The following is a 14,116-nucleotide window of genomic DNA, read 5'->3' on the forward strand; positions in this document are numbered from 1 at the left end:
CTGAAAACGACGCTGATAGCTTGTCTATTTATTCGAACATGATGATCTAAATTAGTCAGCTATTCAGGTGAGTCGGTAAGGCGCAATATTTTCTCCAACAGGGCGCTTCACCCCGAATCGCCGCTCCCTTTGAAGGAAATACCGCATGAGCACTTCCGCCAACATCGCTTCAGCCAACACCACTGAACAATCCCGCAACGACGTGACCCAGGCCACCGCCTCGTTGGTCGGTCGCTTATTGCTCAGCGCGATTTTCATCCTCTCCGGTTTTTCCAAACTGGCTGCGCCGGCCATGATGATTGGCTACATCGGTTCCGTAGGCCTGCCGTTGCCGCAAGTGGCGCTGGCAGTGGCGATCATTGTTGAAATCGGTGGTGGTCTGGCGCTGATCGCCGGCTACCGTACCCGTACCGTCGCCGCGATCCTGGCACTGTTCAGCGTGGCCACCGCGCTGGCTTTCCATAACGCGCTGGGTGATCAGAATCAGTTCATTCACTTCTTCAAAAACATCGCGATGGCCGGTGGCTTGTTGCAAGTCGTCGCGTTCGGTGCCGGTCGTTTCAGCCTCGACGCTCGCCGTCGTTGATCGACGCGCGGCGAGGCAGGTGCCCGCCGCGTGAAATCTTCCTTGTGTATTCCATTGTCGAGGTCAACATGAAAGCCATACGCGCCTACGCTTACGGCGATACTGAAGTTTTACGTCTGGAAGAAATTGCCGACCCGGTGGCGGGTGCCGGTGAGGTGCTGATCGAGGTCGCCGCTGCAGGCGTCAATCCGATTGACTGGAAGGTGCTTTCCGGAGCGATGCAAGCGTTTATTCCGTTGCCGCTGCCGTTCACACCGGGCGTTGAAGTTGCCGGCACGGTTGTCGCGCTGGGCGCCGGCGTGACCGAATTCAAGCCTGGCGATGAGGTGTTCGGTTTCATCAACATCGTCGGTGGTTACGCCAGCAAAGCGGTCGCGCCAGTGACAAAGCTCACGCTTAAACCGCGTTCGCTAAGCCTGCTTCAAGCCGCAGCCGTGCCGGCCTCCGCGCTGACCGCGTGGCAAGCATTGACCGAGCACGCCGGCCTGCAACGTCGGCAGAAAGTGTTGATTCACGCGGCAGCCGGAGGCGTGGGCAGCATGGCCGTGCAGATTGCCAAATATCTGGGGGCAGAGGTCTACGCCACGGCGTCTGCCGGGCATCATGCCTACCTCAAAGCCTTGGGTGCCGATTACACCATCGACTACACCACGCAGGCATTCGAGACCTTGGTTTCGGGCATGGATGTGGTACTGGATCTGGTGGGAGGTGAAACGCAAAACCGGTCATTTGCGGTTCTGAAGAAATTCGGCGTGCTGGTCTCACCCGTGAGTGCGCCAAATGTGTCCCTGGCCAACGACTACGCGGTCACGCCGAAAAACTTTGCCACTCGTTCTGACGGTCGCCAGCTTGCGCTGATTGCCGAGTTGTTCGACAAGGGGCATCTAAGCGTGGACATCGAAGCTTATGCCTTGAGCGAGGCGAAATCCGCGCTCGAGAAAAGCATGGGACGACACTTGCGCGGTCGCCTTGTTCTCGACACTTCGCGGTAACAGAGGGGGCACAAGCCCTCTCGTGCACGAAGGATACGCAGCCTTGGGACACGGGCAACTGATCCGTGTCTTTCCAATTGATGAATATCGACTATGGTCTAAAGCACTAATGATTCCGCAGTAACGGGCGTAGCCGATGGTCGCCAGCCCGGCGGCGAATCACGGGAAACAGGGAGGTTCTCATGCACAGTGCCAGCGGCCATCCTCACGGCGGGCACGTCCCGCATTTCATGCGCAATGCGTTACTGGTGGCCATGGCCAACACCCTGATGCTCGCAGACGCGCAGGCCGCGTGCGGGCCTTTGGCGGCGGGTGCCTACAACGTCTCGCAAACCTGCTTGCCGGTGGCCGGCGTTGATGCGTCGATCAGCACTCAGCCGGGCACCACCATCACCACCACCGCCGGTTCCTCGCTGAACAGCCGCGGCAACAATGCCAACACCACGCTGACCCTCAGCGGCACCACGGTGAACAGCACGCCACCGACGGCCGCCAACGCAGTGTTTGCCAATGTCATCGGCACCACCGGTAACGCGAACCTGAGCGTCAATGGCGGGACCAACACGGTCAATGTCGGCGGCAGTGGTCTGGACGCCCTGGCGATCACCAATGCCGGCGCCGGTTCGTCGACGTTTTCGGTGAGTAGCGGCACCACGCTGAACATCCTCAATACCGTGGTCGGCAATGAACACGATGGCATCGATATCAATGCCAGCGGCGGCGGGGCGATCAACCTGAACCATCAGGGTAATGGCCAGATCACGTTGCTCGGCGGCAACGGCATCTGGACCAAAGCCACGGGCAGTGGCGAGACCAACGTCAACGTCGGCAGTGGCGTGAATATTCTGGTCAACAACGATGATGCACTCTCGGCCGGGCCGCCGATTCTTGACGACACCTTGCCCACCGCCGGCATCGGCAACCACGCGGGCGTGCACACCCGTGCGATCAATGGCAACACCACCCTGATCAATGCCGCAAATGTGCAAAGCATCGGCATGAACGCCTTTGGCTTGTTCACCGAGGGCGGCACAGGCAATACCCGCCTGACCAACAGCGGCACCCTGAACACCAACGGCCTCAACGGTTTTGGCATTCGTTCGTTCTCGACCGTCGGCAGCATCGCCATCGTCAACGACGGCGCGATCACCACCACGGGTGGCGGCGCCCACGGTATCTATGCCAACGACAACGTCGGCGGCAGCGGTTCGATCAGCATCGAGAACAATGCCGCCATCAACGTCGGCAGCACGGCCAATACCGCCGGTTCGCGGGCGATCTACGTCATCAAGCGCGGCACCGGTGATGTCGCAGTCACCGGCAGCGGCAACATCAACGTGCTCGGTGGAACCAACACCACCCGGGCTTACGCGATCATCGTCAGCGCCGAAAACAACAATGTGCTGGTCGATTACTCGGGCGATCTGTTCGCCAGCGGGTTTGGCGCGGGCGGCATCCGGGTCGACTCGACCGGCGGCAATGTCCAGGTCAACTATCGTGGCGATCGCATCGAAACCCTGCACAGCAACGCCAATGGTATCTATGCCTCGACGCAGTCGCCGGCGGGCACGGTCAACGTCAATTCCGGCGGCACGATCATCACTCACTCGAACGCCGGCTCGGGCGACGGCACGGGCATTGGCGCCTTTGGTATCCAGGCGCTGACCATGGGCGGTGATGTGGGCGTTGTGTTCAACGGCCCTTTAATAGACGTCAACGGCCAGGGCGCGGCGATTCTCGCCGGCAATGCCTTCAACTCGGGCAGCGGGATAGGCACGTTGAGTGTGAGCAACAGCGGCGAGTTGATTGCGCGGGGCAATCAACAGCGTGGTATCCGGACGTTGTCGGTCACTGGCGCGCAGAACGTGGTCAACAGCGGGGCGATCCAGACGTTCGGTGCCAGCGACAGTCAGGGCATTCTCGCCCAGGCCTCGGGTGCAGCGGATTTGTCCGTCAGCAACAGCGGCGCGATCACTACTCGAGGCGTTGGCTCGTCGGCCATAGATGCCTTGACCGAGGGCGGCAGCGTCAACGTCAGCAACAGCGCAACGCTTCAGGGCGGGTGGGCCGATAGCCGCGGCATCGCCCTTGGCGGTGCGAGCCAGACGCTGAACAACGCAGGCGCAATCAGTGCGCTGAGCGATGTGGCGGTGCGCGCCGATGCAACCACGCCGGGCACGACGTTTGCGCTCAACAACACCGGACAAATGACCGGCGCCGTGAATGCCGTCAGCGCGGCCAGCACGGTGGCCAACAGCGGCACTTGGACGCTGCGCAATTTTACCGACAGCAGCGGCAGTGGCAGTCGTGATACCTGGGGCGTTGCCGTCAGTGATCTCGGCACATCGGGCGCCAACAGCATGGATAACAGTGGAGTGATCCAACTGGCGGCGCAACCGGCGACGGGCATCGTCAACTTCAATGCCGGCGGCGCTTATCTGCCTTTGGGGCAAACGGCCAACACCCCAACGCTGGGCGGTGCCGTGCAAGGGCAGTTGCTTGGTGTAAACCGATTCACCAATGGCGGCACGCTCGACCTTGCCGCTGGCAGCAACACCGTCGGTAATGTGCTGCTGATCAGCGCTGCCAACACCGCCGGTGCCAATGGCGGCGGTGTGTACGTGTCCAATGGCGGTCGACTGTTGCTCAACACCACGTTGAACGGCGGCGGCGCGAACAGTCTTTCCGACATGCTGGTGGTGGATTCGACCACCACCGCCAGCGGTGGCGCGACTGGCGTCATCGTGAGCAATGTCGGCGGGCAGGGCGAGCTGACTCAGGGCAACGGCATCGCGGTGGTCGAACTGCTCAATAAAGCCGAAGCCGCGAGCGACGCCAATGCCTTTCAACTGGCCCGGCGTGTCGTCGCCGGTCCCTACGAATATCGTCTGCAGCAAGGTGCCGAGAATGGTAGCGGCAAGGACACCTGGTATCTGCGCTCGGACGCGGTGCCGCCGGACGGTCCTCCAGGCCCGGACCCGACGCCCGATCCCGATCCGGCTCCTGATCCGACACCCGATCCTTCCCCGGTACCCAATTACCGTCCGGAAGTGTCGCTGTACGGTGCCGTCCCCGCGCTGGCGCTGGTTTACGGCCGGACAATGGTCGACACCCTTCACGAGCGAGTCGGCGAGGAACGCCTGAATCGTGGTGATCCGTTGCCCAAGGAAGATGAATCCACCTTGGCGCCGTCGATGGGCTGGGGCCGGGTGATTTACCGCAGCGGCAAACAGGATGGCGATCGCAAAAATGCCTTGGGCAACACGCCCGAATACAACTATGACCTCACGGCATTCCAGGTCGGCACCGACCTTTACCGCAAGGACCGGCCCGATGGAAGTCACGATCAGGCCGGGTTGTCGTTGTCCGCCGGGACCATCGACGCCGGCGTCAGCCACTACACCCGGCGCGCCGCCGGCGAAGACACCCTGCGCGCATACGGCATCGGTGCGTACTGGACGCACTTCGGACCCTCGGGCTGGTATCTGGACGGCGTGTTGCAAGTCAATCGCTTCGACATCGAAGCCAAACCCAACGACATGGCCAAGCTGAAAACCCGCGGCTGGGGTTACACCGCCTCACTGGAAAACGGTTACCCGTTCGAAGTCGACAAAGACTGGTACATCGAACCGCAATTGCAGGCGATCTACAGCTCGGTGGATCTGGACAGCAGCGATGACGCCGGCGCGAAGATTCGCTTCAAGGACGTGGACTCACTGGTCGGTCGCGCCGGCGTGCGGATCGCCAAGGATTGGGACACCGAAGGCGTCGACAAAACGGCGCGGCGCACTAACGCCTGGATCCGGCCGAGCGTCTGGCATGAATTCAAGGGACAACCCAAAACCGAATTTTCCTCCGAGTCGGGCTACATCCCGTTCGAATCCGACATCCAGGGCACGTGGGGCGAGGTCAATGTGGGAGTGGACTACCAGGCCAACCGGCGCACCACGTTCACGGCTTCGGCCGGGTATCGTCAGGGCTTCGATGGCGACAGCCATGGGTATGACGCAATGTTGGGGTTCAAGATCAATTTCTAGTCCTCTGCATACACCAAAGAACCCTGTGGGAGCTGGCTTGCCAGCGATAGCGGTGGGTCAGCCACCATCATTGTTGGCTGATCTGGCTCCATCGCTGGCAAGCCAGCTCCCACAGGATTTCGTGGTATGCATAAAACCCGTGTACATCCTTTACGCCAGACACTTGAATGGCTTGCTGACGCTCAGACCTATATCCTTCACGCCTGTTTGAAGGATTGAATTAGGGAAGAATTGCATGCCGTTCAGGGTGATGGTGGTCGGTGGTTACGGAAACTTCGGCAGCATTGTGTGCAGGCATCTGGCGCTGATGCCAGACATCGGGCTGGTGTTGTCGGGCCGTGATCCACGCAAGTTGCAGCGCAAAGTCGATGAGCTGAACAATCAATCGGGCAATGTCTGCGAAGGCTGGTGCGGCGATGCCATGGGCGCGGAGTTCGAAGCCGCTCTACGCGCGCTGAACATTCAGTTGGTCGTCCACACCGGCGGGCCGTTTCAGGGGCAATCCTATGCGGTTGCGCAGCGTTGCATCGATGCCGGCGTGAACTATTGCGACTTGGCGGACTGTCGCACTTTCGTTAACGGCATCGACGTACTTGATGCGCAGGCGAAGCAAGCAGGCGTGGTGCTTCTCAGTGGTTGCAGCTCGGTGCCGACCCTGTCGTCGGCGATCATCGATGAGCAGCGCCAGCAATTTTCGCGCATCGACTCGATCGAGCATGGCATTTCCTCCTCGGCGAAAATGCCGGGGCTGTCGACCATCGAAGGCGTGCTCGCTTACGCCGGCAAACCGATCAAACAACTGAAGAACGGCAAGGTGCATGAAGTCTCGGGTTGGCTGGACCTGACCTTGCGCCAAATGCCGCAAATGGGCACCCGATTGCTGGCCAACGTTGATGTCCCCGACATGGACATATTCGCCGCGCGTTATGGCGCACAGACCTTGAGCTTCAAGGCCGGCGCCGGTCTCAAACTCGGCGGCATCGCCAACGGTCTCCTTGCTCAGGCACTGAAAGTCGGGCTGGTGCGCGACCACGCCTTGTGGGCCGGCAGATTACATCGCCTGGGCACGCGTTTCGAGCGTTTCGGCGATGGCAAAAGCGCGATGTACATCGACGTGCGAGGCCTTGGCGTTGACGGCAAACCGCTGTCGATGACCGCGCAACTCACTGCCCTCAACGACAAAGGCCCGGAGATTCCCAGCTGCGCCGCCGTAGCCCTCGCCACAAAAATGGCCCAGGGCTACGTGCCAACCGCCGGCGCCCGACCGTGCGTGGGCGAAATCAGCGTCGCCGAATACATGGCCGCGATCAACGACCCGGATAACCTGAGCCTGGCCGTACACTTCTCGGACGGGCAGCGCTGACATGCTCTACCTGTGCCTGAAGTACCTGCACATCATCGCCGCGATCTTCCTGTTCGGGTTCGGCATGGGCTCCTACCTTTACCTGATCGCCGCCAGCCGCACGCACAACCCACAAGTGATTGCCCACGTTGCGCGCATGGTGGTGCGCTTCGACACCTGGATCACCACACCGGCCGGTTTCGTGCAGATCATCAGCGGTTATCTGTTGATGCGGCTTTCGGGGTTGTCGATGAGCACCGAGTGGGTGCTGACCTCGCTGATCATATTCATCTGCGTCGGTTCGCTGTGGCTGCCGGTGTTGCTTCTGCAGAAGCGGCTTTATGTGATGGCGTCGAGTGCGAGCGAGGCGGGGGCGAGGCTTGATGAGCAGTATCCAGCCGTTTACCGAAAGTGGTTCTGGATGGGGGTGACGGGTTTTACCGGGATGTTTGTGATCGTGCTGATGATGGTCACGAAGATGACACCGGTTCAGTTGATCAGCTTTCTGGCGTAGTTGTTTTCAGAAAGCGCTGTTCATGATCAGGGTTCGGCAACAGGCAGGTGTCATACTTGCCGAACAGTCGGTAGCGGTTCAGCGCGATACGGTCGTAGGCCCAATCGCGCAGGCTGCGCGGGACTACGCGGAACAGTCGCAATGGCTGCCAGCGGGCGGGTAGTTGGCTGATGACTTCGAAGAACGCATCGGAACGTTCCCAGTAATGGCGGTCGCGGATGACGGCCATGGTGTCGAATTGATCGATGGGCAAACCTGCCCACGCCAGCAAGGCCTGTCCCTCTGGCGACTGCACCGCAGCCAGGCGCACGCGATGTTGATGATCGTGGCGAATCAGGAACCGCGCCCAACCATTGCAGAGTTTGCACACGCCGTCGAACAGGACCACGGATTCGCCGGGGTTGAGGAGCGGGGCGGGGGTTGGGCGGGTTTTCGCGGTGGGCATGGGGTTTGTGTTCAATAGGTGGAGTGTTGCGATCATAGCGCTGGATGCAGTTGAGCGCGAATGACTGCACTCGGCCAAAAGCGGACTTTTGTAGCAGGTTCCCCTTGTAAGGAAAGTCCTGGGACGTCAGCATAAATCCCACAGACATCCTCAAATAGGGACATATGCGTAGTTTTCTTTCAGTGCTTCTCATGGGTGTTAGCACCTTTGCGGTCGCCGGTTACGATCTACATATCAGTCGCAAGGATTTTTGGGCTGACGACTTCGGTTCCAAAATCACCTTCGAGGAATGGCAAGAACATTTGAAAACCGACCCAGAGGTCATCAGGGATGTTGCCAATAGCCCACAAGACTTTATGGTCTCCATACCTGGAGAATCATTTCCGCTCTGGTATCGCTCAGATCTTGGTGAGCTGTATACAAAAAATCCGACTGACAAGGCGATCTCAAAACTCGAAGAGATTGCACGCAGTTTGAACGCGAGAGTTCAGGGTGATGATGGTGAGTTCTATCCAGCAGCGCCCTGATTATGCAGGCCTGTCCGGCGGTTGAACACGGCGAATGGTGGTCATTAGGTATGTCCGCTTAAGTCGAAAGCGGTTATTCGCGAGCGGCTGCTTTTGGCCGATTTCTGCCTTTCACGAAGGGCAGCCACCGACCCATAGCTGCCTATTGCGACCGCAGGCGATTGCGGCCAGAAGCGAAGAACCGCCCGAATCTGTATTAATTTCTTAGCCAATTCCGCCAGAGCGTTTCAGGGACTTCGGATCGAATGTCACATTTGCCATACTTTGAGCACTAGGTACTGGCTGCCATTCAGCAGTGGTGGAGTCGATTTCGCGCAGAGTCCATTGCTGGGGGCCGGACCAGGACAGTTCTATGTAGGGGCCTTCAAGTAGTTCGTTCGCTATTAACATATCGACTTCGTCGGCAGGTCCCGGGAGCATGCCTCCGACAGCAATGGGCACTCGCTGACGCAAAAGGATGTTGAGCATGCACAACAGCTCGACACGTGATGTGTAATGCACTCTGTACTCCCCGACTTCCGTGTAGGCAAACACCAAATCGCCCGTTACTGAGTCTACGGAGCTGATCAAAGTGAGATGCGCCGGTGGCCGGCCTGACCCCTTTGAATGACGTAGTTTGATAACCGCGACCCTTATGTATTTCGCTTTATGAAATCGGAGAGTTTCGCGGCTTTATTGCGTAACTCATCGAATCTTTCGTTTAGCTCAACATGGCCCGGCTTCCAGCAAAGGACGCCATTGTCATGGCTTTGACCAAGAATGAGATCATTGAATGAACCCATTCCGCCATAGGCTGACTGTAGGTACTCAATTCCGGAGTAATCAGAATCCATTAAGCGTGCTCTTGCCTTACGCATCCACAGACTCCAGTGAGTATCTCCATCGCTCTCAAGCATTGCTGCAAGCTGATCAAGGACGCAGATCAGCTCTTCGGTTTTCGGTCCCATTTCTTAACATCCTTCAAGTGCAACACGATATGGGAAGTTAGTCCCGCTACAGAGTGTTTCTTGCCTGTCTCGCTGCATAAACTACTGTTTCGCCATCAGGTTGTCCAAGGGGCGCTCTTGGCCGATTTCTGCCTGCCGCGAAGGGCAGCAGTTGGCCGAAAGCAGACGCCAAATACAATCTTGATCCCTTCGTGACAGCAGCCAGACCACCGCCACAAAGGGGTCACCCCTTCAATCCACCGGCACAACATTATCCAGCGCTTGATTCACCGCCAATTCCCCCAGCATCACCACTTGCGCAATGCCCTGAAGCGTCTTGCGCGCCGGTCCTTCCACCATTCCAATTACGTTGCCCAACATCACCGAAGCAGAACCCAGCGATTCACTGGCGTTGACCAGTAATTCCTCTGTCGCAGTTTTCGGGTTGGCCAGGAACATGGTGCTGGGTTGGTACGGCGTGGCCATTATCTGGTCGGCCGGTTTCAGGTAGTGGTCGAGGGCGCGCTCGGCGGCTTCGTGGAATTTCTTTGAATCGGATGATTCATACGGGGAGGCCGGATCTGTTTCCGGCGGATTTGACGTGATCTTGAACATTTCTTCTTTTTCCTGTTGGGTGGCCGCCGCTCCGAGCTACTAAACAGGGGGTGGCAGCTGTACGCAGGTTAGTAGACCGGGGAAAAGAAGAAAGCCGGCGCGCCCGAGGGCGCCCTACGCACAGCCGCCATCAAGTGCAGGTACGTGAATACCTTTTGACGGACGCTTGTGCACTTTCATTTACCACGGGCTACTAAACCCGATCACTGGGAATCAGTGACGCGAACCAAGTTACCGGTGGCCCTTGAGGCGCACAAGCCGGCGGATTCTGGCGTAGTCGTAGGCAATGGCGCAAGACGTTGTAGCCTCAAGCAGGTAACGCGACGTGTTTTTTAAACAGTAGAGGAAGCGTCTAAACACGTCTCATCGACACGCTGTTCAAATTGACGCTCTTCAGTCTGTCCTGCAGTAAAAAAACAGTAGGTTTGATTTCTTGAACCTGGGTAAGGATTTGAGATAGACCACAAGTAGATACGTGGTCTAGTCCCGCATGATCTTTCGACTTTTCCTACTCTGGAAACGGCCCACAGGCTTCAATCGCTTTGTCATCAGTTCGGCTATCGATAGCGCCATCCTCCCCGATGTACACAGTAGTATTCGGCCATTTCGGTTTAACCCGGATGCAATGTGATTTCCCACCGTTGTTCCAGTCGAACTCCATAAAAAACTGGCTGTTCGGGAAAATATGTCCTGCGCCCCCAGTGACTTCACCCGGATAGATCTCGCCCTTTGAGATGTCGTGTTGAACATTCAAAATGTAACCGAGGCGCCCCTGTCCCTTGTCAGAGAAGTGGAAGCTCACTTGAGGTGTGGCGACATACCAAAAGACGATGGGGGCGACTATTAACGCCGCCATCCAGCGCCAGAAATAAAGTTTCGGTTTACTTGCAGACGTGGTCACGTGTGCCGTCTCCCCAGCTTGAACGTGGTAGTGCTAAAACTTCGCCCATAACCATCTTTGCCGTAATTCCCCCGTTGGGATGCTGCTTGTTGAGTTTGATGCCAATGCTGATCGAGACTCGGTCGCCTATGTCGTCCCAAGCCCGCATGCCTTCAATGTCTGCGGAGCGGTGAGGACCTTTTCGTTCGTTCCATTTCTGAATTTTCCGAAGGGAATCCGATGCCACCTGCTCAAGCCCGGCGCCGTCCAGAAGAACTTCTTCAGAAAGTCCACCGTAGCGCCCCACGTAGCCATAATGGATGTTCGACCAGATGTCATAGAAGTAGTCGATCTGGCCTTGCTTCTGCCAGGCACCACCAAAGCGTTGCCCAATTGTCACCTTATGATCCCAAGGCCGGTTTTGGCCAACTCGTTCAGCCCATAGGGCCATTGCAGTAGCCGTGTTACCAAGCGCCATTGCTTGGAAATTGGGTGGTGAAAGGCGTGCATACCAAGGTAACTTCTGAAATTTTGCATTTTCGGCTGCCGCGTCGAAGCTCATCAGCTTCTTCATTTTTAGTACGGACGGGTGGGTGATGTTGCGGTTCATCTCCCCGGCGATATAGCTGGCCACCTGTTCCATCATGTCGGGATCTTTGCATGTGAGGGCAGCTTTCGGTTCAGGCGTTGCGTCTGACTTTTTCGGGATGGGTTTGGGCGTTACAAGAGCGTTTGCGGCTACTGCTTTCTCTTTCAACTTCGGGTCAGCAAGCAGCGTGGCCATTCTCTCATCGTCCACAGATCCATTCGGACGGAATGCTCCGAGCGCCATGAAGTTGATGATGGTTGCACCACCCGCATCACCCATGACAAAACCACCACCCACATCGCCTGACCCGGAAATGATCGTTCCGCCGTGGCTGGTTGGACTGCCCAAATGGGCCATCGGGCGCCCGTTCACTTGAATAGAGGGGAATCCTGTGGTGATTACAGCTCCACAGCCACAGGTATCGCCAACGCGAGCAGAGCCCATAGAGTTAATGTTTACGTCGCCACTGGCGGAAGCAATGGGTGTAGTGGCGTGACCAGGCATTGGGCAGACATGCTTGTCACCCAATCGAGCAGAGGGGGTCATACGGCATCCTTGTCGTGCAATAAAAATGTCAAAGCGTGAGACTGAAAGTGTTTTTCACACTTCGGAAGATTAACGCACCGGCTGAGGCGAGTCTCTAAGAGCGATCTTAGTTTGTGTTTATTGCCGGCTGGTTTTATCCGAAAACTATCGGTCAGGAGTCGCAGTCCTTGGCCGACAGTAGACGCGTTAAATACTCCTTCCCCACCGTGGCGGCGACCTGACTGCCGCCACAAAGGGATTACCCTTCAATCCACCGGCACAACATTATCCAGCGCTTGATTCACCGCCAATTCCCCCAGCATCACCACTTGCGCAATGCCCAGCGCAGTTTTGCGGTGGCCTGGGTCCAGGATGGCGGCGAAGTTGCTGAGCATTTCGGTGGCTGAGCTGAGGGACTCGCTGGCGTTAACGAGCAGGGACTCGCTGTCGTAGTCGGCGTTGGCCAGAAACATGGGAGCGTGTTTCCGATCGCTGCCCATGATGCGCTGGGTTGGCGTGAGGTAGTAATCAAGGGCGCGTTCAGCGGCGTCGTTAAGTGTTCGCGAGTCTGGGAATTTGTAGGGTGAGACTGGATCGGATTCTGGGGGATTCGGCGTTGGTTTGAACATAGATGAAACTCCATATGGGATTAAAGGAGCCATCACCTTCGCTACCAAACGAAAGGTGGTGGCCATACGAAGGTTGGTAGACCGGCCCATATGGAAAATCCGGCGCGCCCGAGGACGCCCTGCGCATGGCCACCATAAGACAGATGCTGAGAAGCATCGCCGAACGGTGACGTTATGCGTCATATGAGAGCGGGCTACCAAACCCGATCACTGTTTTTCAGTGACCCGGAAACGATAAAACCCGCGTCCCAGACGCACAAGCCGGCGGATTCTGGCGTAGTCGTAGGCAATGGCGCAAGACGTTGTAGCCTCAAGCAGGTAACGCGACGTGTCCTTTAAACAGCCACGAAAAACGCCTAAACACGCTCAATCAACACCCCGTTCAAAATGACATTCGTCGGTCCACCCTCCGGCTCGGGCAATGGCGGGGAACCCTCACGACAGGGCATGCACCAACACTAGGTTGCAACCCAAAAAAGACGAGGAAGGATACCCATGTCAGTTCATCCGATTTTGTTTCTGGGTGGCTCCGGCGCCATCGGCCACCGTTCTGCAAAAGCCTTGCGCGCCGCCCACCCCGACGTCCCGTTGCTGATCGGCGGGCGAGACCTGGCCAAGGCTGAGCAAGCCGCCGAGGAAATGGGTGGGGCGCAGGGCGTGGTCATTGACCTGGCTGCCGAGGACCTGGGGCTGGGTGAGCGCCCGGTCAGTGCCGTGGCGGTTTTCTATATGGATCATTCCCTTGCCGGGCTGCGTTTCGCGCAGAGGCGCAAGGTGCCGCACCTGAGCATTTCCTCCGGCATTTTCGAGATGGCGCCGCAAATCGCGAGCTTCATCCATCGCCCTGAGGCGTCCCCCATCGTGCTGGGTTACGAGTGGATGGTGGGCGCGACGACGGTGGCGGCGTTGCACCTTGCCGAGGCTTTTGCCCGGGTGCGCGATATTCGCATTGATGCGTTGGTCGACGAGGAGGACGGTGGCGGGCCCACCGTGGCCAAGGATTTCGAACACTTGAACAAGATGCTGCCCGCCGCCCTGACTCGGTGCGAAGGCGATTACATCTGGCGTGAAGGGGAGGACAAGAACGTCAGCTTCCGTGCGCTGGACGGTACGCCGATGCAAGCCAGCGGTTTCTCCTCCATCGATGTCACCGGGTTGGCGGCGGCGACCGATGCGCCGAATGTGCAGTTCAATCTCGCCAGCGGAGTGAGTTCTTCACGGCGCGCGGGTCGGCCGATGTCGACCGAGATCCTCATCGAACTGCTGGGTGAGGATCATCAAGGGCGACCGTTGCACACCCGGCATGCCCTCGTTCACACGGCAGGCGCTGCAGCGTTGACGGGCCTGAGCGTCGCCATGTTGCTTGAGCGATTACTCGGGCTGGATGGTCAGCCGCCGACACCGGCAGGTCTTTACTTTCCCTATCAGCTGCTCGACGCCGGTGCCTATCTGCAGCGTCTGAGCAACGAGGGGGGTGAGCTGGTGGAACTGCACGGGGAATAAAGCCAG

General features: G+C 58.2%; 13 protein-coding genes. 7 read left to right on the forward strand and 6 right to left on the reverse strand.

Going from position 1 to position 14,116, the window contains the following annotated elements; translation table 11 throughout:
• Positions 1 to 145 precede the first annotated feature (145 nt).
• The 5 genes from ACM6IV_RS07410 (at position 146) to ACM6IV_RS07430 (ending at position 7,471) form a co-directional block, all read left to right on the forward strand.
• Entirely contained in the window at positions 146 to 586 is a 441-nt protein-coding gene (locus ACM6IV_RS07410; RefSeq protein WP_414869375.1) for a DoxX family protein, read from the forward strand.
• 68 nt (positions 587 to 654) lie between these two features.
• Positions 655 to 1,578 (forward strand): NADP-dependent oxidoreductase, encoded by a 924-nt coding sequence (locus ACM6IV_RS07415; protein WP_414869376.1) that lies wholly within the window; start codon positions 655 to 657, stop codon positions 1,576 to 1,578.
• 182 nt (positions 1,579 to 1,760) lie between these two features.
• Entirely contained in the window at positions 1,761 to 5,615 is a 3,855-nt protein-coding gene (locus ACM6IV_RS07420) for an autotransporter outer membrane beta-barrel domain-containing protein (protein ID WP_414869377.1), read from the forward strand.
• A 235-nt stretch (positions 5,616 to 5,850) separates the two neighbouring features.
• Positions 5,851 to 6,978, forward strand: coding sequence for a saccharopine dehydrogenase family protein (locus ACM6IV_RS07425; RefSeq protein ID WP_414869378.1), 1,128 nt, complete (start codon positions 5,851 to 5,853; stop codon positions 6,976 to 6,978).
• 1 nt (position 6,979) lies between these two features.
• Positions 6,980 to 7,471 (forward strand): DUF2269 family protein, encoded by a 492-nt coding sequence (locus ACM6IV_RS07430; RefSeq protein ID WP_414869379.1) that lies wholly within the window; start codon positions 6,980 to 6,982, stop codon positions 7,469 to 7,471.
• On the opposite strand, the gene ACM6IV_RS07435 is transcribed toward ACM6IV_RS07430, so the two are convergent.
• A complete protein-coding gene (locus ACM6IV_RS07435) occupies positions 7,455 to 7,916 on the reverse strand; it encodes a thiol-disulfide oxidoreductase DCC family protein (RefSeq protein ID WP_414869380.1) in 462 nt (153 codons plus the stop codon). The genes ACM6IV_RS07430 and ACM6IV_RS07435 overlap by 17 nt on opposite strands.
• A 164-nt stretch (positions 7,917 to 8,080) precedes the next feature.
• Here ACM6IV_RS07435 and ACM6IV_RS07440 point away from each other — a divergent pair, with 164 nt between their 5' ends.
• Positions 8,081 to 8,443 carry a hypothetical protein gene (locus ACM6IV_RS07440; protein ID WP_414869381.1) on the forward strand — a complete coding sequence of 121 codons (363 nt, stop codon included), beginning with the start codon at positions 8,081 to 8,083 and terminating at the stop codon, positions 8,441 to 8,443.
• A gap of 632 nt (positions 8,444 to 9,075) precedes the next feature.
• Here ACM6IV_RS07440 and ACM6IV_RS07445 read toward each other — a convergent pair.
• The 5 genes from ACM6IV_RS07445 to ACM6IV_RS07465 all read right to left on the reverse strand — a co-directional run bounded on the left by ACM6IV_RS07445 (position 9,076) and on the right by ACM6IV_RS07465 (position 12,607).
• Positions 9,076 to 9,390, reverse strand: coding sequence for a DUF6966 domain-containing protein (locus tag ACM6IV_RS07445; protein WP_414869382.1), 315 nt, complete (start codon positions 9,388 to 9,390; stop codon positions 9,076 to 9,078).
• Between the two features lie 231 nt (positions 9,391 to 9,621).
• The gene (locus ACM6IV_RS07450) at positions 9,622 to 9,984 is read right to left on the reverse strand and encodes a DUF6124 family protein (RefSeq protein WP_414869383.1); all 363 of its coding nucleotides are present in this window, start codon (positions 9,982 to 9,984) and stop codon (positions 9,622 to 9,624) included.
• Positions 9,985 to 10,492: 508 nt separating this feature from the next.
• A complete protein-coding gene (locus tag ACM6IV_RS07455) occupies positions 10,493 to 10,885 on the reverse strand; it encodes a hypothetical protein (RefSeq protein ID WP_414869384.1) in 393 nt (130 codons plus the stop codon).
• The gene (locus tag ACM6IV_RS07460; RefSeq protein ID WP_414869385.1) at positions 10,866 to 11,999 is read right to left on the reverse strand and encodes a polymorphic toxin type 44 domain-containing protein; all 1,134 of its coding nucleotides are present in this window, start codon (positions 11,997 to 11,999) and stop codon (positions 10,866 to 10,868) included. Before ACM6IV_RS07460 ends, ACM6IV_RS07455 begins: the two co-directional genes overlap by 20 nt.
• A 245-nt stretch (positions 12,000 to 12,244) precedes the next feature.
• Positions 12,245 to 12,607 carry a DUF6124 family protein gene (locus ACM6IV_RS07465; RefSeq protein WP_414869386.1) on the reverse strand — a complete coding sequence of 121 codons (363 nt, stop codon included), beginning with the start codon at positions 12,605 to 12,607 and terminating at the stop codon, positions 12,245 to 12,247.
• 495 nt (positions 12,608 to 13,102) lie between these two features.
• On the opposite strand from ACM6IV_RS07465, the gene ACM6IV_RS07470 reads away from it, so the two are divergent.
• Positions 13,103 to 14,110 (forward strand): NAD(P)-dependent oxidoreductase, encoded by a 1,008-nt coding sequence (locus tag ACM6IV_RS07470; RefSeq protein ID WP_414869387.1) that lies wholly within the window; start codon positions 13,103 to 13,105, stop codon positions 14,108 to 14,110.
• The last annotated feature ends 6 nt before the right edge of the window (positions 14,111 to 14,116 follow it).

This window comes from Pseudomonas sp. IT-347P (assembly GCF_949768005.1).
In the GTDB taxonomy this organism is placed as follows: Bacteria; Pseudomonadota; Gammaproteobacteria; order Pseudomonadales; family Pseudomonadaceae; genus Aquipseudomonas.

What these genes read in the sequence shown, in the direction of transcription:
- ACM6IV_RS07420 (WP_414869377.1), top strand. Translation starts at nt 1,761, where the DNA reads ATGCACAGTGCCAGCGGCCATCCTCACGGCGGGCACGTCCCGCATTTC.
- ACM6IV_RS07435 (WP_414869380.1), bottom strand. Translation starts at nt 7,916, where the DNA reads ATGCCCACCGCGAAAACCCGCCCAACCCCCGCCCCGCTCCTCAACCCC.
- ACM6IV_RS07445 (WP_414869382.1), bottom strand. Translation starts at nt 9,390, where the DNA reads ATGGGACCGAAAACCGAAGAGCTGATCTGCGTCCTTGATCAGCTTGCA.
- ACM6IV_RS07410 (WP_414869375.1), top strand. Translation starts at nt 146, where the DNA reads ATGAGCACTTCCGCCAACATCGCTTCAGCCAACACCACTGAACAATCC.
- ACM6IV_RS07440 (WP_414869381.1), top strand. Translation starts at nt 8,081, where the DNA reads ATGCGTAGTTTTCTTTCAGTGCTTCTCATGGGTGTTAGCACCTTTGCG.
- ACM6IV_RS07430 (WP_414869379.1), top strand. Translation starts at nt 6,980, where the DNA reads ATGCTCTACCTGTGCCTGAAGTACCTGCACATCATCGCCGCGATCTTC.
- ACM6IV_RS07450 (WP_414869383.1), bottom strand. Translation starts at nt 9,984, where the DNA reads ATGTTCAAGATCACGTCAAATCCGCCGGAAACAGATCCGGCCTCCCCG.
- ACM6IV_RS07470 (WP_414869387.1), top strand. Translation starts at nt 13,103, where the DNA reads ATGTCAGTTCATCCGATTTTGTTTCTGGGTGGCTCCGGCGCCATCGGC.
- ACM6IV_RS07415 (WP_414869376.1), top strand. Translation starts at nt 655, where the DNA reads ATGAAAGCCATACGCGCCTACGCTTACGGCGATACTGAAGTTTTACGT.
- ACM6IV_RS07465 (WP_414869386.1), bottom strand. Translation starts at nt 12,607, where the DNA reads ATGTTCAAACCAACGCCGAATCCCCCAGAATCCGATCCAGTCTCACCC.
- ACM6IV_RS07425 (WP_414869378.1), top strand. Translation starts at nt 5,851, where the DNA reads ATGCCGTTCAGGGTGATGGTGGTCGGTGGTTACGGAAACTTCGGCAGC.
- ACM6IV_RS07460 (WP_414869385.1), bottom strand. Translation starts at nt 11,999, where the DNA reads ATGACCCCCTCTGCTCGATTGGGTGACAAGCATGTCTGCCCAATGCCT.